The sequence below is a fragment of the Novosphingobium aeonii genome, assembly GCF_052279045.1.
GTDB lineage: Bacteria > Pseudomonadota > Alphaproteobacteria > Sphingomonadales > Sphingomonadaceae > Novosphingobium.
Genome location: NZ_CP176833.1, coordinates 1,633,834 through 1,650,014, shown reverse-complemented (window position 1 = coordinate 1,650,014; position 16,181 = coordinate 1,633,834). Strand labels below are relative to the sequence as shown.

Here is a 16,181-nt window from a genome sequence, read left to right as displayed (position 1 = left end):
GTAGCCAACCATTCGGCATAGTCGCGCGTCTTTCTCCTGCCGGAACGGCACAGGAGAGACTGACCGGCCCCCACCGAGTGGTCCGGGTTGTTTGTTAGTGTAAGATTGCCTCCGGCGCCATGGCTGGCCGTAGGTGCAGCGTAGCGGAACCGGAGGGCAGCCATGGCGCCGTCGCCGTCTCCGGGGCCGGCGGTCGATACCCCAGCGAACTATGAGGCCTGACGGTGTTGTAGTGCCGCCGCCAGGCCTCGATCAGGATCTTCGCCTCGGCCAAGGTGTAGAAGATCTCCCCGTTCAAGAGCTCATCACGCATCGAGCCGTTGAAGGACTCACAGTAGCCATTTTCCCATGGGCTGCCGGGTGTAATGTAGAGCGTCTTCACGCCGATCTTCGCCAGCCATTGCTGCACGGCATTGGCGATAAATTCAGGGCCATTGTCTGACCGTATGTGCGCCGGCGGCCCCCGTGTGACGAACAACTCGGCGAGAGCCGCCAGCACGTCCTCGCTGCGCAGCCGTCGCGCGATGGGTAAGGCGAGGCACTCGCGGCTGGCCTCGTCGATGATCGACAGGATGCGGAACTTGCGGCCATCATGTGTGCGTCCCTCGACGAAGTCGTAAGACCACACATGGCCCGGATATTCCGGCCGCAGGCGGATACATGATCCGTCGTTCAGCCAGAGCCTTCCACGCTTCGGTTGCTTCTGCGGCACCTTGAGCCCTTCACGGCGCCAGATGCGCTCCACCCGTTTGCGGTTCACATGCCAACCGGCATCGCGCAGCAAGGCCGTCACCCGGCGATAGCCATAGCGGCCATACTGCCGGGCAAGCGCGATGATATCCTCGGTCAGGGCTGCTTCGTCATCCGCCCCACGCGGCGTTTTGCGCTGCGTCGATCGATGTTGACCGAGCACGCGGCAGACCCGCCGCTCGGACACCGGCATCATGCCCCGGATATGATCGATACAGCGCCTGCGGCGCGCGGGGCTCAGAAGTTTCCCCGCGAGGCCTCCGTAGGATCAACTTGTCCAGCGTCAGATCTGACACCGCCCGCCGCAACCGGGCGTTTTCCTTCTCAAGCTCTTTCATGCGCCGAGCCTGGTCCATCTTCAGGCCGCCATACTCCTTGCGCCAGCGGTAGTAGCTCTGCTCGGTGACGCCGATCCGGCGACACGCATCCGCCACCGTTCCGCCCTGCGCCAGCACGATCTCCGCTTCACGCAGCTTGCCGATGATCTCTTCCGGCTTGTGCTTCCTCGCCATTCAAGTCCTCCTTCGTGGCCAAATCTAAAACAGATTTTGGGCCACTCAGAAGGGGGCAGATCAGCCGGAGACCCCCCAAACGACTATCAGCAACAAGGCCAAGGCAAACGTGATCGGCTTCCCGGCCGCGCCCGCGATCGCCGTTGCGATCCTTGTAAATAACTGATTCATAGTCGGTCCTTGCCAATGGTCTGAACCTCTGCAGGAAAAACCGATGAAACGGCAAACGTTTCTCCGCAGCGACCTCTCCGGGCAACCAACAACGCGCGGATTCGTTAGGTCAGCAGAGAGGAGAAACATCATGAAAATTGTAATTGGCGCGGCACTTGCTGCCGCGCTGGGGTCTTCTGCTGCCTACGCGCAGTCGCACAACCCGGCGGTTAAGGACCCCACTGTAGCCACCACGCGAAACGCTGCGAAGGGGCACAACTCCTTCACAGAGGATCAGGCACGAGGCCGGATTGCCAAGGCCGGCTACACGAACATCGGCACGCTTACACAAAACGAGAATGGCGTCTGGCAGGGGAAGGCCATGCGGCACGGCAAGCCCGTGACGGTTGCACTCGATTACAAGGGCAATGTCACCGTCCACTGACCCCCCCCAGCGCGGAGAAAGATCATGACAAAGACAATCACTCGTCTCTTTGACAATTATGCGGATGCCGCAGAGGCAATTCGCGAGCTTGAAAGCATTGGCGTGCCCCGCGACGACATCAGCGTTATCGCCAACAATGCTCATGGAGAACATATCCGTGAGGGTGTGAGCGAGGGCGGCGCAGTCGCTGCAGGCACCTCCGCCGGCGCCGTGCTGGGTGGTGCTGGCGGCGTTCTTGCTGGATTGGGGATGTTGGCCATTCCTGGCCTCGGTCCGATCGTTGCTGCCGGATGGCTGGCCGCTGCTGCGGTCGGTGCAGGCGTTGGCGCAGTCGGCGGCGCAGCAGCTGGAGGAATCGTCGGTGCACTCACGCACGCCGGACACACCGACGAGGAGGCGCAGGTCTATTCCGAAGGCGTGCGCCGGGGCGGAGTGCTGCTCAGTGCAAAGGTTGACGATGCCGAAGTCGATCGCGCCAATGCTGCAGTCGATACTGTCGGTTCCGTCGATATCGCTGCGCGCGGAGCCAGCTACCGGGACAATGGTTGGACTCGATTCGACGAGAATGCGCCAGCTTACACGCCTGAGGAGGTCGAACAGGAGAGGGTGCGATACGGGCTCTCGCCTCGCTATTGATTGACTCACCCAAGCGGAGAATTTGATACCGCCTGTGACAGTTCGCTCCTCAAGGGGCGAGCTGTCACGCCGCTTGGGGGGGCGATGTGCGCCGTGCTCAAGGCTGAGGCGGTGCATCCCCTGCGCCTTGAAAGGGAGGCTCTTAGGGGAACCCGTGGAATTGGCGAGCTTTGTCAAAGGCCGTTCGACGCCGAAGTCATGAAACGCCATGGCGTCAGCACAGCCGATCTGATGGGAGGCCCGCGGATGGAACAGGTCGCGCATGTCGAAAACGTGGGACTCGCCACATCAGAGCGCGGCGGCAAGATCAGCCTCGTTCCGCGTGGAAAGGCTTGAGATGCCCGATTGGTTGAGAGATGCGCTTCAATACTACGGCGCGGGCGCTGCCGTAGTCGCATCGCTGCTTGTATCGCTCAATCTGGGCAGGCTGTGGACCGGGCGGGCAATGGTCATCTTTGTCTCCAGTTCACTTGCCCTTATCGCCTGGGGCTTCCTAAATCCGGACAGCGAGGGCATTGGCTGGCAGAACCTGGTCCTGCTCGCAATCAACGCGGTTGGCGTATGGCGATACCTCATCGTTGGCGCACGAACCGGAGCCTGATCATCCGCCAAGTTACTTGGCACCTAAGGCCAAAGCGCCAAGTTGCCGGTAGGCCTCGATGATCAAGAGCGCCGCGCATTTGCAGCATTTCCCCGGGCCCGGTGGGTGACATATCGAGGAGGAAATGGACATTGCGTCCTGGCCTCCTAATTTCAATCCGCCTTCCGCTCCTGTGTTTTCTGTTTCGCCTCGCGGATATGGCGCAGGCCCTCGGTCTGTTCCTTTTCGCCTTCCACCACAAGGTCGGGGCGCGGAGCGATTTCTCCTGCGAGTCTCTTGGCGTAGCCCTTGACGATTGAGCCGAGCCCCTGCGCGAGTTCTTTTTCCTTTTTATCCGTCATGTCGTTCATCCTCTAACTGCAACCTCCGCCGCTGCTTACGCTGCAATCGCCGCTGGTGCGGAACCGCTTATCCACCCAGCCGGGGACGCAGACTTTCCTCGAAAAAGCGCTGGAAGCCAGCCTGGTCCGGCCCAATTCCGGTCAGCACGATGTGATCGAAGCCAGCATCGATGGCCTTGCTTATAGTTTCAAGATGCTTGTCGGCGTCGGGGCCGGCAGTGATCTTGTCGGCAAGGTCGTCGGGGCGCACGAATTTCGTCGCTGCTTCGAAGCCCTCCACCGTCGGGATCTCGCTGTTGACCGACCAGTCGAACGCCGAAAAGCGAAAGCGCTCGTGTGCAATCTTGCGGCCCTCTTCCTCACTGTGCGCATAAGCGAGAGCGACTTCGACGTATCTCGGACCCTCGGGAGAGCTATTGGCAATTGCCGCCTTAGGATCGGTTGTCATGATGCCGTCCGCCTTGGATCTTGCCAGTTCGAGCGACGCCGGGCCGCTCACTCCCAGGATAACAGGGATCGGCTCGCTCGGAAGGTCGAAGATCTGGGCATGATCCAGCGTGAAAAATGCGCCCTGAAAGCTGTGAGCCCCATCTGACCACAGCAGCCGAAAAATATCGATGGCCTCTTCCAGCATGGCATGGCGCTCCGGGATGGAGGGCCACAGATTTCCCGTCACATGCTCGTTGAGCCGTTCGCCGGCACCGACTGCCAGTGAGAAGCGGTTGTCGCTCATGACCGCAATCGTCGCGGCGGCTTGCGCGATGATTGCCGGGTGATAGCGGATGATCGGGCAGGTCAAGCCTGTCGTTATGTCGATCTTCGAGGTTGCGTGTGCGATTGCTCCAAGCACGCTCCAGGCGAAGGAGGAATGACCCTGAGCGAAGAGCCATGGATGGTAATGGTCGGAGATCGAGACAAAGTCGAAGCCCGCGCGTTCGGCCGCTATGGCATTCTCGATCAAGCCCTTCGGTCCGTGTTCTTCGCTCATTAGCTTGTAGCCGAAGCGCGCCATCTTATCTCTCCTCATCGTTCGCGTTTCGAGCACCCGGGCCGCGGGATGGGTTCGCAGGCTCTCATCCAACAGATGGACAACCAGCCGCGCGGCGGCCATCCGGCGAGGTAGCTTCCAGTACGCCGCTCACTCTCGCCTCAGACATGGGCAATGCCGGAAGCCTACTGGGATTAATTGAGGCCGCTCTGCTCTTTGACCCCGGTTTCCTGCTCTTGATCCAGCTTTTCAGCATGCCAAACATTTCGTCCGGCGAATACCAGCACGATAACCCCGAGAATAACCACGACGACAAAGATGCCGGCACGGCCCAGTCTTCGGACGCTTGGTTTGTCTGAAGTGCTCATCGATTTGCGATGCCTTTAAGAGATAATCCTCGCGTCTGTCCGGACCGACGATCGGCTGGCCGCCCGCCTTCTTAGGCAGCGATAAGATTGACCGCTGTCGGCTTTGCTGCGGGCAGCCTACCGCCACTCGCTGCGGCAACCAGTTCTTTCTTGCGAGCCAGCATCCGGTCGCGCAGCTCGACGAGATCTACGTCTGCCTTACGGCACTGCGCGAACATCCCCTCAGAGGGCATTTCCTCCTCGTGGACGTGATGCTTTATTTCTTCGGACAGCACTTTGACCTTTGCTGCGAAGAAATTGTCCTCCGGCGAGGCTGCCTCGATGTCGTTGATTAGAATCTTGGCGCCGTCGTGTTCGACATAGGCTTCGTCGAGTGTGTCGTCCTCGATTTTTCCTCGAAAGCTCGGGTAAAAGATCTCTTCTTCGATGGCCGTATGGATCTTGAGCTCGACACAAATCTCGTGCGCAAGCGATTTCTTCTGGGAAGACGTGCGCGCGGCTCCGAACTTTTGGAACAGGTCTTCGACCTTCCGGTGGTCGGACTTCAACAGCGCGATTGCGTCGGTGAACTCTTCTGCCATGGAATCCTCCGTTTTCGGGGCTTGCCATAGTAAGTGCGCCGTTGACGGGTTCGTTCCCCGAATATTCCTTCCTCAACTGCTGTCCGAATACGAAAGGCCACGGAGCTTTTGCTTTTTGGGACGAGTGGAGGTCGAAGCGTGAAGCCGGACGAATCCTGTTCGCGCCGCTTCGCGATCATCGCCCAGAAACGGGATCTTGCTTGGCTGCCGTCATGGTCTGGATACGCTCGAATGCCTCCTTGGATGGCGAATCCTGGCAAATGTCCCAAACCTGCCCCTCGGGGGTAGGCGCCCACCACGAGGAAATCTTCGCTGGCCTCAATGAGGCAATGGCCGGTGCCGACCGGTAGCACGAGTGCATCGCCCGCTTTGACGCTCACGATCAGGGCGCCGCTCCCACCCAGCATCAGCGAGGCGCGGCCGCGCGAGACGCCCAATGCCTCATGAGCGGTAGAGTGATAGTGATGATAATCGAATATCGTATCGCGCCATTTTGGCGGCCAGCCATGCTCTGCGAAGCGTTTCTCGAAGGCTTCGGCAATCTGCTCCGCCTCGCCGCTTTCTACGTTTCGATAAATGAGCACCGGCAGGCGTTGATTGTTGGGCACCCAGTCATTTGCATCGAGCAGGAATTTCTCCGGGATCATACCATGCTCCTATGCTTTGCGCCGAGACTTGCGAACCGGTTCATTGCTAAGCTCGACCCAGACAGGCGCATGATCGCTAGTCTTTTCCCAGCCGCGGGCGCGCCGGTCGACCTCGGCAGCCACCAGGAGCCTGGATGCCACCGGGTTGAGAAGGACGTGATCGATCCTGAGGCCGGCATCGCGCTCGAAGGCGCCGCGCCAGTATTTCCAGAACGTGTAAACGGTCTCGTGCGGATGGAGATGCCGCAACGCATCGGTCCATCCTTGCTGGAGAAGGCCGGCGTAAGCCGCCTTCACCTCCGGCGCGAAAAGCGCATCGTCGCGCCAGCGCTCGGGCGCATGGACGTCGCGATCCGTTGGCATGACGTTGAAGTCGCCCGCAACGATCACCGGAGCTTCCAGCGCGACAAGTTCGGCAAGACGATCCCGTAATCGCTCAAACCATTTCAGTTTGAATTCAAACTTGGCGCTCGGCCTCGGATTGCCATTGGGGAGGTATAGCCCAGCAATGAGCATGCCGTTGATCGCCGCTTCGATGTAGCGGCTCTGCGTATCCTCAGGATCGCCAGGAAGCCCGCGGCGGGTCTCGTGGATTTCGCCGACTTTGCTGAGGATTGCCACTCCGTTCCAACGGCTCTGTCCATGCCAGATGGCTTGGTAGCCCGCTGCCCCAATCGCGGCCTCGGGAAACTTGTCCTGCGGCGCCTTCAATTCCTGCAGGCAAACGATGTCCGGTTCGGCGAGTTCAAGCCAGCGCAAAAGCACCGGAAGCCGTCCGTTGATGCCATTGACGTTGTAGGTCGCGATTTTCACAGGACTGGCCTCTCCTGATCTGCGGCGGAAAATCCGACCGATATTATTGACAATGCTGGGTCCAATAAGCCGATAGCATCGACGGTCGAGAAACCGAGACCTTGCCGATTGTTCTCATTTCCGTCCGGCTGATTGGCGCAACCACCTGCGTATGCCGGCGTTCCGGCCATTTTTCCGGAGGCAGCGACTCTCGCGCGGCCGTCGCCCACCGATTTCCTGAAAACTATCCCTATTGGCTGGGTTTGCCGCGGGGGCTTCCCGCTTGAACACCGGTTCGGGTGTTGAGTGGAATATCCTTCGCCGCTCTGCCGCCGTGGTTATCGGTCGGCCGGGCTCCGACGCCGCCGGTACCTTGGGTATCCTGGCCGGGCGCGGCGCGTTCATGGTCATGACCAGACGTGTCGCGGATCGGAGGATAGGTGCTTTTTGTATCTGCCATGACGGTCTCCTCGCTTACCCTCGTATCGCTACAACTGACGCGAAGCATTTCCCGTTCCGCAGGACACAGCAATTGTGTCACCGGAGAATGCAGAGCTGTTTCGGCGAGGAACGATAAACGGCCGACCCTTGTTTAGGACAAACATGCAGGTGCCGAGCGTCACGCTTTGAAGGAGATGCATCATGAGCGAAAGCCGATCGTGGCCCAAGAACCATGAGGTCGAGAACGAGATGATCCGAACTCCGGCCGTCGAGGGTGATCCGCCGGCACCAGCGACGGCACCGAACAAAAAGGACGAGAACGCGCGTAGAGCCAAGGATGGATCGGCTCCGCCGGGAAATATTCGGGAAGTCGGCCGAAAAAGATGATGGCGGTGAGAAGGGAATTCGGCCGGGTTTGGTGGAAGGCAACATCCTGATCCGGTTCCACCTGGGCGCTCAGCTGCGGGTACAGGCCCGACGCTTTGCCGTTTTGGCAGTTCGGTGTGTCGAAGCTGCTGACGAAGCCGCTTGAGGCGAAATCGCGGCCGCCAACTCGAGGTCGTATAAGAAGGTTTGTGAAAGGAGAGAGACTGTGCCGCGAGGTGACAAATCCAGCTACACGGATAAGCAAAAGCGCAAAGCCGAACATATCGAAGAAGGCTACGAAGACCGTGGTGTCGGCCATAAAGAGGCCGAACGACGGGCTTGGGCAACGGTCAATAAGGAGTCCGGCGGCGGTAAAAAATCCGGATCGGGCCGGGGAAAGACGGAAAACCACGCGGCGTCCAAGAAGGGAGGTCGCATTGGCGGAAAATCGCAGAGCCATGCCGATCGATCCGCGGCAGCCAAGAAAGGTTGGGAGACGCGACGCAAGCGGTCCGGAGGCTGATACGATATAAGGGTTTCGATCGCCGTCTCAAAGCGACGAAACCGTCTGGCTCTCGGGCAAAATCGCAGATCGGTTCAGCGTGCCGGCGGCGCTGGGCTTTGCATCCCGGGTTGATCTTGCGGCGCCGCGTAACCCTGTTCTATCGCTTGGCGGGTATCGCTGACACCGCCTGTATCCTTGGGCGCTTGAACGGCGCGTACGATCCAGATTACTGACAATGAAGCGACTACCAGGATCAAGCTGATAAGTAGCACATACCGGACGACACCGGGGGTAGTTCCAGCACGGACATCCTCTTTTGGAACCTCTATTCTTTCGTTGTCTGGGCTCATTATTCCTCTCCTGAAATAAATCTCGGATGATCCTCTGGCATTAATCGCAAAGGTTAGGTTCAGGCATTTCGAACCCGTGGAGTCTGGAAGCCGCCGGTCTCCGATCCCGCGATCAGATCGGGGTTCGCCACGAGAATGCCGGAACCAAGGACCATGGCATCTTCGACAAATCCGGTGGACGTCTGGCCATAGCGCCGCATTGCCGCGCACCGCAGGCGCCAGCCAATGTACGAAGACACCAGTGCGGTCGCCGACGCTACGATCGCACCTGCCGTGCGGCTTCCGCGGGGGGCAAGCGCAGCCCCGGCATATGCGGAAGTCACTGAACGCACGGCCAATCCTATCGGCACGATGCGATCCGGCGCTGATTTCATCTTGTCGCCGGCCATCTCTGCAGCAGCCAAGGCCGCTGCTCCTGCTGCAACAATAGGATTTTTTAGAAGCGCCTGCAGGGGAAGGGCCGACGGAATAGCACCGCGGCGCGTTGCAAGAGCGATCGAGGCTAGCGGCGATATTCCACGCTGTCCGGCCACAAGACCGATGAGGATTGAACGGATCATGATCGGCTTTCATGCTGAGTCGTGAATGCATGAAATGCGCGCTGCCGAAGATTTGATCCCGTCATGCGCGGTTGCCGTGTCAATGTGTTGGATCGCTGCGCCAGGCTGTTAGGCTTCCTATGCTTCGTTCCTCAGGACAATCAAATAATCAGAAGCGTAGATCGGCCGCAGAGTCGGCACCGACTGCCTTGTGAGAGTTGCGCGCCGAGCATGACGGGTTTGGTATGGCGCCCAACGAAGCCAGAAAGCCTACAGGTTCAAGTGCCTCGTAGCCGGCCGTTCCAGCTTATCGCGGAACATCGGGAAAGGTCGCATGTTTTAGAACAGGGCTGCTCGAAAAGGTCGATGCAGCGTTTTTATCTAGGGAGAGGCCTCATGTTTCGCTGGGCCATCATTTTTGCCGTTGTTGCACTCATTGCAGCGCTTCTGGGATTTGGCGGTGTAGCAGGTCTTTCCGCCAGCCTTGCCAAGGTCTTCCTGCTTGTTGCAGTCGTGATCCTGGTCCTTGGCTTCTTTTTCGGTCGAGGCCGAAGGATGCCGTAAAGCGCATAGGACGGAGCCGACGCGCAAGCGTTGAACCGCACGCCATAGCTTGAACTTTCGAATTCTGCGGCGTGACCGGCCCCCACCGAGTGGTCCGGGTTGTTTGTTAGTGTAAGATTGCCTCCGGCGCCATGGCTGGCCGTAGGTGCAGCGTAGCGGAACCGGAGGGCAGCCATGGCGCCGTCGCCGTCTCCGGGGCCGGCGGTCGATACCCCAGCGAACTATGAGGCCTGACGGTGTTGTAGTGCCGCCGCCAGGCCTCGATCAGGATCTTCGCCTCGGCCAAGGTGTAGAAGATCTCCCCGTTCAAGAGCTCATCACGCATCGAGCCGTTGAAGGACTCACAGTAGCCATTTTCCCATGGGCTGCCGGGTGTAATGTAGAGCGTTTTCACGCCGATCTTCGCCAGCCATTGCTGCACGGCATTGGCGATAAATTCAGGGCCATTGTCTGACCGTATGTGCGCCGGCGGCCCCCGTGTGACGAACAACTCGGCGAGAGTCGCCAGCACGTCCTCGCTGCGCAGCCGTCGCGCGATGGGTAAGGCGAGGCACTCGCGGCTGGCCTCGTCGATGATCGACAGGATGCGGAACTTGCGGCCATCATGTGTGCGTCCCTCGACGAAGTCGTAAGACCACACATGGCCCGGATATTCCGGTCGCAGGCGGATACATGATCCGTCGTTGAGCCAGAGCCTTCCACGCTTCGGTTGCTTCTGCGGCACCTTGAGCCCTTCACGGCGCCAGATGCGCTCCACCCGTTTGCGGTTCACATGCCAACCGGCATCGCGCAGCAAGGCCGTCACCCGGCGATAGCCATAGCGGCCATACTGCCGGGCAAGCGCGATGATATCCTCGGTCAGGGCTGCTTCGTCATCCGCCCCACGCGGCGTTTTGCGCTGCGTCGATCGATGTTGCCCGAGCACGCGGCAGACCCGCCGCTCGGACACCGGCATCATGCCCCGGATATGATCGATACAGCGCCTGCGGCGCGCGGGGCTCAGAAGTTTCCCCGCGAGGCCTCCTGTAGGATCAACTTGTCCAGCGTCAGATCTGACACCGCCCGCCGCAACCGAGCGTTTTCCTTCTCAAGCTCTTTCATGCGCCGAGCCTGGTCCATCTTCAGGCCGCCATACTCCTTGCGCCAGCGGTAGTAGCTCTGCTCGGTGACGCCGATCCGGCGACACGCATCCGCCACCGTTCCGCCCTGCGCCAGCACGATCTCCGCTTCACGCAGCTTGCCGATGATCTCTTCCGGCTTGTGCTTCCTCGCCATTCAAGTCCTCCTTCGTGGCCAAATCTAAAACAGATTTTGGGCCACTCAGAAGGGGGCAGATCATCCAGGCCCGGAACTGGCGGATCATGGCCTTCGGTTGCCTCGGCCTGTCCTGCGCCATGGCGGCTGGACTCATCTGGCAGTCGCTGCAGAGCCGGGTGGTGCCCTATGTCGTTGCGGTCGACAGGCTTGGCGAGCCCCGCGCGGTCAGTGAAGCCGAGGCCGGTTATCAGCCGACCGATCCGCAGATTGCCTGGGCTCTATCCAAGTTCATCGGGCATATCCGCGGGCACTCGCTCGACCCTGTCGTCATGCGCGATGGCTGGCTCGAGGCCTACGACTTCTCGACCCAGCGCGGCAGCCGTTTTCTCAGCGAATACGCGAGAGGCTCAGGTGCGCTGACGGGGCTTGGGGAGCGGACGGTCTCGGTCCAGGTGACCAGCGTGGTTCGGGCCTCGGACAAGAGCTTCCAGGTCAAATGGATCGAGAACGCGTTCGAGCGCGGCAGCGCGGCCGGCACCAGCCACTGGACCGCGATACTGACCATCGTTCAGCAGGCGCCGCGCGATAGTGAGACGCTGCGCAAGAACCCACTGGGCATCTATGTCGACGCCATCGACTGGAGCCGCGAACTCGAAACGTCCGCACCGGCCGCTGCAGTTCTACCAGCAAGTCCAGCGGCCAACCAGGCCGCGTCAGAGGCGCCCGCACTCCTCGATCCCGAACAAGCCAAGGAGGTTCTGCCATGAAGACTTCGCTACTGGCCGCGGTTGCTTTTGTCGTGGGCGCCCATCCAGCGGACTTGCCGGCGCGTGCGAAGCTGCCCCCCAGCGGCATGAGCCGATCCAGCGTTGAGCCGTCTCCGAATGCCTGGGTCAATGCCCGCCAGGTCTACCTCTGGTCGGATGGCACGGTGTACCACGCCTATACCCAGCCCGGGATGATCACCGATATCGCGTTGCAGGCGGGCGAGGGACTGATTGCCGTAGCCGCCGGCGACACCGCGCGCTGGGTGATCGGTGATACCTCGAGCGGGAGCGGAGAGGACAAGCGGACGCACGTGCTGGTGAAACCGTTTAGCGCAGGGCTCGCGACCAATCTCGTCATCACTACCGATCGGCGTACCTATCATCTGCTGCTGACGAGCCGGCCAAGCGCGGGCATGTCCGCACTGTCTTGGAATTATCCGCTCGATGAACTCGTCGCGGTGAAAACCGCGCAAGCCGCAGCCGAGGCGGCGAAGCCGGTCGCAGCAGGGATGGGCGTCGAGCAGCTCTACTTCGGCTACGTGATTACCGGCGATACGCCGACCTGGAGGCCGGTGCGGGCTTTCGATGACGGGAGGCAGGCGTTCATTGAGTTTCCGGCATCGATTGGTGTCGATGAAGCTCCACCGCTCTTCTTGATCGGCGCCGATGGGGCGGCAGAACTGGTCAACTACCGCATGAAGGGCCGCTTCTATGTGGTGGATCGCATCTTTGCCGTCGCGGAGCTTCGGCTTGGGACGAAGAAGCAGCAGGTCGTCCGCATCGCCCGAGGCGGCGAGGGGAGGGTGCGGCGATGAGCGAGGAGCTGGAAGCAGGCGATGCCGTACAGGTTCCGCGCCCCGTAGCGATCTCGCAGGAGGTGCAGGCCGAGCCGGGGGAGGCACCGACGTCGGCGCCGAAGCTTGATCCCGAGACGCTGGCAATACGCGCCCGCACGCCGCGTGTTACCCGCTTCCGCAAGGAAGTGATTATCGGCGGGAGTGTTCTGGCTGCGATCGCCATTGTCGGCGTGGCGTGGATTGCGCTGAAGCCGAGGATCATGGGGCACGTCGCGGTAGACAGCATGATGTCCCAGCCGGATCGGAAGCCTTCAGACGATGCGCTGGCCGGGCTCCCCAAGAGCTATGGGGATGTGCCGAAGCTAGGCCCGCCGCTGCCCGGAGATCTTGGACGACCGATCCTGAAGGCGCAGCAGCGCCAATTGGCGGGCGCTGGTATGGCGGCGCCCGCCACCTCTCACGTTGACGAAGCACGGCAACGACAGGCTGCTGAGCTCAAGGCAGCGAGGCAGTCGTCGCTGCTAATTCAGGGCGCACGTACGGAAACGGGCACACCGGCCGTCGCCGCTGCGACTGCGCCTGAACCTTCGATTGGTTCGGGACAGAGTGCGGCTGCCGATGCATCGAGTTCGGCGACCGCCGACCGCAAAACGCAGTTCGCCGAGAAGCTCGACGAGCGCGGCGATGTCAATCCGCACGGTCTGGCAACGCCTGCCTCGCCCTATATACTGATGGCCGGCAGCGTCATTGCGGCCAGCCTCGTCACGGGCGTGAATTCCGATGTGCCAGGGATGGTGATTGCGCAGGTCACGCAGAACGTTTTCGACAGCGCATCCGGTCAGACCTTGCTCATTCCACAGGGTGCAAGGCTGATTGGCAAGTACGACAGCGTCGTGGCCTATGGGCAGAGCCGGGCACTGGTCATCTGGCAGCGCCTGGTAATGCCCGATGGCAGGTCGGTTCGGCTCGATAACATGCCGGCGGCTGATCCATCTGGCTACTCGGGCCTCTCGGACCGGGTGAACTACCATACTGGACGGCTGCTCAAGGGCGTCGCGATTGCAACGCTTCTGGGCGTAGGCACCGAGCTCTCGATTACTGGCGAGAGCGATCTGGTGCAGGCGATCCGGGAGTCCGCGCAGACCAGTGTGTCGCGTGCCGGGGATCAGATCACCCAGCGCAATCTTGATATCCAGCCCACTATCGACATCCGGCCGGGCGCGGCGGTGCGCCTTGTGGTACGGCAGGATTTGGTGCTGGCGCCCTGGAAAGGAGAGAGCGGACGATGAGCACGATCAAGCTGGGGAAGCTTCCGGACAAGACGCCGGTGAAGCTAGCGATAACAGTTACACCGGACCTCCATCTGAGCTTGCAGGACTACGCGGCTGCCTATGCAGTCACCTATGGAATTGAGGTGCCGGTACCGGAATTGGTCCCTGCGATCCTGAGCGCATTTCTGGAAGGAGATCGTGGATTTCAGCAGCAGCGGAAGGGGAAGTGACAATGGATCATGAATTTGATGTCCGCGCGCCTTCCGGTGGGATGGAGCCGATCAGCGTGCGAATTTCCGACGCCGTAAGGTTGACCGGACTGAGCCGAACACGAATCTACCAAATGATTTCCTGTGGCGATCTGGAAGTGGCTAAGGTCGGTCGATCGACCGTTGTCATCGCTTCAAGCCTACGTGATCTTATCACGTCAAGGCGGATACCACGTGCGCCGCACCATGCTGATAACTGCTAAGTTGGACATTCGCGACAGTCAGCTTTGGAGCGGCCCATCCGAGAAAGCTGCCGTTCCTGTGCTTGTCCGGCGTCAGCGCCCATGGCACAGATTAGGGGTTGAGATTTAAGGAGGGTTTGGGCTTCGTCGTAGTGACGAAGGAACGAAGATGAAGCCCAAACCCTCCTTGCGAAAATCGCCAGCAAAGGCCTCTGCCGAAGCCGTGGTGAAAGACATTCGCCGACAGACGCGGCGGCATTTCTCGGCCGAGGACAAGATCCGCATCGTGCTCGACGGATTGCGCGGCGAGGACAGCATCGCCGAGCTGTGTCGGCGTGAAGGCATCGCCCAGAGCCTCTACTACACCTGGTCGAAAGAGTTCATGGAGGCCGGCAAACGCCGGCTCGCGGGCGATACCGCCCGTTCTGCGACCACGGGCGAGGTGCAGGATCTGCGCCGTGAAGCCCGTGCCCTGAAGGAATGCGTTGCTGACCTGACGTTGGAAAACCGCCTGCTCAAAAAAAGCATGATCGCGGATGGGGGCGACGACGAATGAGGTACCCCGCCGCAGAAAAGCTGGAGATTATCAGGATCGTCGAGCAGTCGCACCTGCCGGCCAAGCACACTCTGGACAAGCTGGGTATTCCTCGCCGGACGTTCTACCGCTGGTATGACCGCTTCCTTGAGGGCGGTCCTGAAGCCCTGGAGGATCGCCCCTCGGCGCCGAGCCGGGTGTGGAACCGCATCACCGAGGATATCCGCGCGCAGATCGTCGAGATGGCGCTCGAGGCGACCGAGCTTTCCCCTCGCGAACTGGCGGTGCGCTTCACCGACGAGAAGCGCTATTTCGTGTCGGAAGCCACGGTTTACCGCCTGTTGAAGGCCCATGACCTGATCACCAGTCCAGCCTATACCGTGATCAAGGCCGCTGACCAGTTCCACACGAAGACCACCCGGCCGAATGAGATGTGGCAAACCGACTTCACCTACTTCAAGATCATCGGGTGGGGCTGGATGTACCTGTCGACCGTGCTCGACGACTACTCGCGCTACATCATTGCCTGGAAACTGTGCACCAACATGCGCGCCGAGGACGTCACTGACACGCTGGACTTGGCCCTCAAGGCATCGGGCTGCGACAGCGCCACGGTCCTGCACAAGCCCCGGCTACTATCCGACAACGGCCCCAGTTACATCGCGGGCGAACTCGCCGAGTACATCGAGGCCCAGCAGATGAGTCACGTCCGTGGCGCCCCGTTGCATCCGCAAACGCAGGGCAAGATCGAGCGCTGGCACCAGACCTTGAAGAATCGCATCCTGTTGGAACATTACTTCCTGCCCGGCGACCTCGAAGCCCAGATCGAAGCGTTCGTGGAGCACTACAATCACCAGCGCTACCACGAGAGCCTGAACAACGTGACGCCCGCTGACGCCTACTTCGGCAGGGCTCCCGCTATCATCAAGCGTCGCGAAACCATCAAGCAAAAAACCATCGAATATCGCCGCTTGCTTCACCGCAAGCTCGCCGCCTAACATCAACCCCCAGACGAGGCTCGCTCTCCGCTAATCCACGCCCCGATCTGTGCCAAATGTCTCGACGACGGACAAGGATCAGTGGGCTGGGTTGCCTTTTCCTTGCCACTGTCACCGTCGCCGACCGGCTGCGCTTCGGGCAGAAACGCGGCTAGGGATATCTGGAGAGAAGGGCGCCCATATCCTTTCAGGAAGGTCCTGATGATGCTGCTCTTGCCCGATCCGTAAGGCCCTGTGAGCGCGATGTTCATCACACGATCACTACTGGTCGCGCTTTTCAGCGCTGCCGAGTACACGCCCGTTGGATCGGCGTCCTCATTCGGGGCAAGGTCGTTGAGCAGGACGCCTTCGTCGGTCTCCTCGGGCTTGCGAGCGACGTATTTCGCAGCCGTCGCCAGCCAGCCAGCCAGTTTCGTTCGGTAGTCGAACAAGTATCAAGAACTCCGTGACTTAGCTACCCGGGCTTTGGCTACCACGACTTCTCCCGTGACCAAAGATGCATTACCGGCCGTAGTCATTCTTGTTCAAC

General features: G+C 60.6%; 22 protein-coding genes. 12 read left to right on the top strand and 10 right to left on the bottom strand.

All coding sequences use genetic code 11. The features are described 5' to 3' along the window. Positions 1-94: 94 nt before the first annotated feature. Positions 95-1,262, bottom strand: a protein-coding gene (locus tag ACLIMP_RS22650; RefSeq protein WP_185999001.1) for an IS3 family transposase whose coding sequence is annotated in 2 segments (ribosomal slippage) — positions 95-1,010 and positions 1,009-1,262 — 1,170 coding nt in all. Because the reading frame shifts where the segments join, the coding sequence is not laid out codon by codon here. A 301-nt stretch (positions 1,263-1,563) separates the two neighbouring features. On the opposite strand from ACLIMP_RS22650, the gene ACLIMP_RS22645 reads away from it, so the two are divergent. From ACLIMP_RS22645 to ACLIMP_RS22630, 4 genes are all read left to right on the top strand, one after another. After that, the gene (locus ACLIMP_RS22645; RefSeq protein WP_185998999.1) at positions 1,564-1,857 is read left to right on the top strand and encodes a hypothetical protein; all 294 of its coding nucleotides are present in this window, start codon (positions 1,564-1,566) and stop codon (positions 1,855-1,857) included. 24 nt (positions 1,858-1,881) lie between these two features. Beyond that, positions 1,882-2,493 (top strand): general stress protein, encoded by a 612-nt coding sequence (locus ACLIMP_RS22640; RefSeq protein ID WP_185998998.1) that lies wholly within the window; start codon positions 1,882-1,884, stop codon positions 2,491-2,493. A 93-nt stretch (positions 2,494-2,586) separates the two neighbouring features. After that, positions 2,587-2,829: a DUF421 domain-containing protein gene (locus ACLIMP_RS22635; RefSeq protein ID WP_221937246.1), complete on the top strand. Its 243-nt coding sequence runs from the start codon at positions 2,587-2,589 to the stop codon at positions 2,827-2,829. 1 nt (position 2,830) lies between these two features. Continuing rightward, positions 2,831-3,094, top strand: coding sequence for a hypothetical protein (locus tag ACLIMP_RS22630; RefSeq protein ID WP_185998997.1), 264 nt, complete (start codon positions 2,831-2,833; stop codon positions 3,092-3,094). Between the two features lie 152 nt (positions 3,095-3,246). Here ACLIMP_RS22630 and ACLIMP_RS22625 read toward each other — a convergent pair whose 3' ends face one another. The 6 genes from ACLIMP_RS22625 to xth form a co-directional block, all read right to left on the bottom strand. Further along, positions 3,247-3,444, bottom strand: coding sequence for a hypothetical protein (locus ACLIMP_RS22625; RefSeq protein ID WP_185998996.1), 198 nt, complete (start codon positions 3,442-3,444; stop codon positions 3,247-3,249). Between the two features lie 58 nt (positions 3,445-3,502). After that, a complete protein-coding gene (locus tag ACLIMP_RS22620) occupies positions 3,503-4,447 on the bottom strand; it encodes a TIGR03557 family F420-dependent LLM class oxidoreductase (protein ID WP_185998995.1) in 945 nt (314 codons plus the stop codon). Between the two features lie 170 nt (positions 4,448-4,617). Beyond that, positions 4,618-4,791 (bottom strand): hypothetical protein, encoded by a 174-nt coding sequence (locus tag ACLIMP_RS22615; RefSeq protein WP_185998994.1) that lies wholly within the window; start codon positions 4,789-4,791, stop codon positions 4,618-4,620. 71 nt (positions 4,792-4,862) lie between these two features. Continuing rightward, positions 4,863-5,372 carry a hemerythrin domain-containing protein gene (locus ACLIMP_RS22610; protein ID WP_443478406.1) on the bottom strand — a complete coding sequence of 170 codons (510 nt, stop codon included), beginning with the start codon at positions 5,370-5,372 and terminating at the stop codon, positions 4,863-4,865. Further along, positions 5,336-6,019, bottom strand: a complete 684-nt coding sequence (locus tag ACLIMP_RS22605) for a hypothetical protein (protein ID WP_443478405.1) — start codon at positions 6,017-6,019, stop codon at positions 5,336-5,338. The genes ACLIMP_RS22610 and ACLIMP_RS22605 overlap by 37 nt, the downstream gene beginning before the upstream one ends. A 9-nt stretch (positions 6,020-6,028) precedes the next feature. Beyond that, a complete protein-coding gene (xth, locus tag ACLIMP_RS22600; RefSeq protein ID WP_185998992.1) occupies positions 6,029-6,832 on the bottom strand; it encodes an exodeoxyribonuclease III in 804 nt (267 codons plus the stop codon). 757 nt (positions 6,833-7,589) lie between these two features. Between xth and ACLIMP_RS22595 the strand changes: the two genes are divergently transcribed. Continuing rightward, positions 7,590-7,784: a hypothetical protein gene (locus tag ACLIMP_RS22595; RefSeq protein WP_443478404.1), complete on the top strand. Its 195-nt coding sequence runs from the start codon at positions 7,590-7,592 to the stop codon at positions 7,782-7,784. A gap of 60 nt (positions 7,785-7,844) precedes the next feature. Continuing rightward, on the top strand, positions 7,845-8,141 hold the full coding sequence (locus ACLIMP_RS22590; protein ID WP_443478403.1) for a plasmid stabilization protein: 297 nt from the start codon (positions 7,845-7,847) through the stop codon (positions 8,139-8,141). 391 nt (positions 8,142-8,532) lie between these two features. Here the strand turns inward: ACLIMP_RS22590 and ACLIMP_RS22585 are convergent, their stop codons facing one another. After that, positions 8,533-9,033: a DUF4126 domain-containing protein gene (locus ACLIMP_RS22585; protein ID WP_221937245.1), complete on the bottom strand. Its 501-nt coding sequence runs from the start codon at positions 9,031-9,033 to the stop codon at positions 8,533-8,535. A gap of 375 nt (positions 9,034-9,408) precedes the next feature. Here ACLIMP_RS22585 and ACLIMP_RS22580 point away from each other — a divergent pair, with 375 nt between their 5' ends. Beyond that, positions 9,409-9,576 (top strand): DUF1328 domain-containing protein, encoded by a 168-nt coding sequence (locus tag ACLIMP_RS22580; protein ID WP_185998990.1) that lies wholly within the window; start codon positions 9,409-9,411, stop codon positions 9,574-9,576. A 106-nt stretch (positions 9,577-9,682) separates the two neighbouring features. Here the strand turns inward: ACLIMP_RS22580 and ACLIMP_RS22575 are convergent. Continuing rightward, a protein-coding gene (locus ACLIMP_RS22575; RefSeq protein WP_443478072.1) for an IS3 family transposase occupies positions 9,683-10,851 on the bottom strand; the annotation gives its coding sequence in 2 pieces (ribosomal slippage) (positions 9,683-10,590 and positions 10,590-10,851; 1,170 coding nt in all). An 86-nt stretch (positions 10,852-10,937) separates the two neighbouring features. On the opposite strand from ACLIMP_RS22575, the gene trbF reads away from it, so the two are divergent. The 5 genes from trbF (at position 10,938) to ACLIMP_RS22550 (ending at position 15,652) form a co-directional block, all read left to right on the top strand. Beyond that, a complete protein-coding gene (trbF, locus tag ACLIMP_RS22570) occupies positions 10,938-11,600 on the top strand; it encodes a conjugal transfer protein TrbF (RefSeq protein WP_443478402.1) in 663 nt (220 codons plus the stop codon). Continuing rightward, positions 11,597-12,415 (top strand): P-type conjugative transfer protein TrbG, encoded by an 819-nt coding sequence (gene trbG, locus ACLIMP_RS22565; RefSeq protein WP_185998976.1) that lies wholly within the window; start codon positions 11,597-11,599, stop codon positions 12,413-12,415. The genes trbF and trbG overlap by 4 nt, the downstream gene beginning before the upstream one ends. Next, positions 12,412-13,686, top strand: coding sequence for a TraB/TrbI/VirB10 family type IV secretion system protein (locus ACLIMP_RS22560; RefSeq protein WP_185998975.1), 1,275 nt, complete (start codon positions 12,412-12,414; stop codon positions 13,684-13,686). The genes trbG and ACLIMP_RS22560 overlap by 4 nt, the downstream gene beginning before the upstream one ends. Beyond that, entirely contained in the window at positions 13,683-13,898 is a 216-nt protein-coding gene (locus ACLIMP_RS22555) for a DUF2274 domain-containing protein (RefSeq protein WP_185998974.1), read from the top strand. Before ACLIMP_RS22560 ends, ACLIMP_RS22555 begins: the two co-directional genes overlap by 4 nt. A 390-nt stretch (positions 13,899-14,288) precedes the next feature. Further along, positions 14,289-15,652, top strand: a protein-coding gene (locus tag ACLIMP_RS22550; RefSeq protein WP_159832335.1) for an IS3 family transposase whose coding sequence is annotated in 2 segments (ribosomal slippage) — positions 14,289-14,636 and positions 14,639-15,652 — 1,362 coding nt in all. Because the reading frame shifts where the segments join, the coding sequence is not laid out codon by codon here. Positions 15,653-15,654: 2 nt separating this feature from the next. Here ACLIMP_RS22550 and ACLIMP_RS22545 read toward each other — a convergent pair. After that, the gene (locus ACLIMP_RS22545) at positions 15,655-16,083 is read right to left on the bottom strand and encodes a YobI family P-loop NTPase (RefSeq protein WP_443478401.1); all 429 of its coding nucleotides are present in this window, start codon (positions 16,081-16,083) and stop codon (positions 15,655-15,657) included. Between the last annotated feature and the right edge of the window lie 98 nt (positions 16,084-16,181).

What these genes read in the sequence shown, in the direction of transcription:
- ACLIMP_RS22560 (WP_185998975.1), top strand. Translation starts at nt 12,412, where the DNA reads ATGAGCGAGGAGCTGGAAGCAGGCGATGCCGTACAGGTTCCGCGCCCC.
- ACLIMP_RS22585 (WP_221937245.1), bottom strand. Translation starts at nt 9,033, where the DNA reads ATGATCCGTTCAATCCTCATCGGTCTTGTGGCCGGACAGCGTGGAATA.
- ACLIMP_RS22625 (WP_185998996.1), bottom strand. Translation starts at nt 3,444, where the DNA reads ATGAACGACATGACGGATAAAAAGGAAAAAGAACTCGCGCAGGGGCTC.
- trbF (WP_443478402.1), top strand. Translation starts at nt 10,938, where the DNA reads ATGGCCTTCGGTTGCCTCGGCCTGTCCTGCGCCATGGCGGCTGGACTC.
- ACLIMP_RS22630 (WP_185998997.1), top strand. Translation starts at nt 2,831, where the DNA reads ATGCCCGATTGGTTGAGAGATGCGCTTCAATACTACGGCGCGGGCGCT.
- ACLIMP_RS22595 (WP_443478404.1), top strand. Translation starts at nt 7,590, where the DNA reads ATGGATCGGCTCCGCCGGGAAATATTCGGGAAGTCGGCCGAAAAAGAT.
- ACLIMP_RS22605 (WP_443478405.1), bottom strand. Translation starts at nt 6,019, where the DNA reads ATGATCCCGGAGAAATTCCTGCTCGATGCAAATGACTGGGTGCCCAAC.
- ACLIMP_RS22640 (WP_185998998.1), top strand. Translation starts at nt 1,882, where the DNA reads ATGACAAAGACAATCACTCGTCTCTTTGACAATTATGCGGATGCCGCA.
- trbG (WP_185998976.1), top strand. Translation starts at nt 11,597, where the DNA reads ATGAAGACTTCGCTACTGGCCGCGGTTGCTTTTGTCGTGGGCGCCCAT.
- ACLIMP_RS22645 (WP_185998999.1), top strand. Translation starts at nt 1,564, where the DNA reads ATGAAAATTGTAATTGGCGCGGCACTTGCTGCCGCGCTGGGGTCTTCT.
- ACLIMP_RS22620 (WP_185998995.1), bottom strand. Translation starts at nt 4,447, where the DNA reads ATGGCGCGCTTCGGCTACAAGCTAATGAGCGAAGAACACGGACCGAAG.
- ACLIMP_RS22610 (WP_443478406.1), bottom strand. Translation starts at nt 5,372, where the DNA reads ATGGCAGAAGAGTTCACCGACGCAATCGCGCTGTTGAAGTCCGACCAC.
- ACLIMP_RS22580 (WP_185998990.1), top strand. Translation starts at nt 9,409, where the DNA reads ATGTTTCGCTGGGCCATCATTTTTGCCGTTGTTGCACTCATTGCAGCG.
- ACLIMP_RS22615 (WP_185998994.1), bottom strand. Translation starts at nt 4,791, where the DNA reads ATGAGCACTTCAGACAAACCAAGCGTCCGAAGACTGGGCCGTGCCGGC.
- ACLIMP_RS22555 (WP_185998974.1), top strand. Translation starts at nt 13,683, where the DNA reads ATGAGCACGATCAAGCTGGGGAAGCTTCCGGACAAGACGCCGGTGAAG.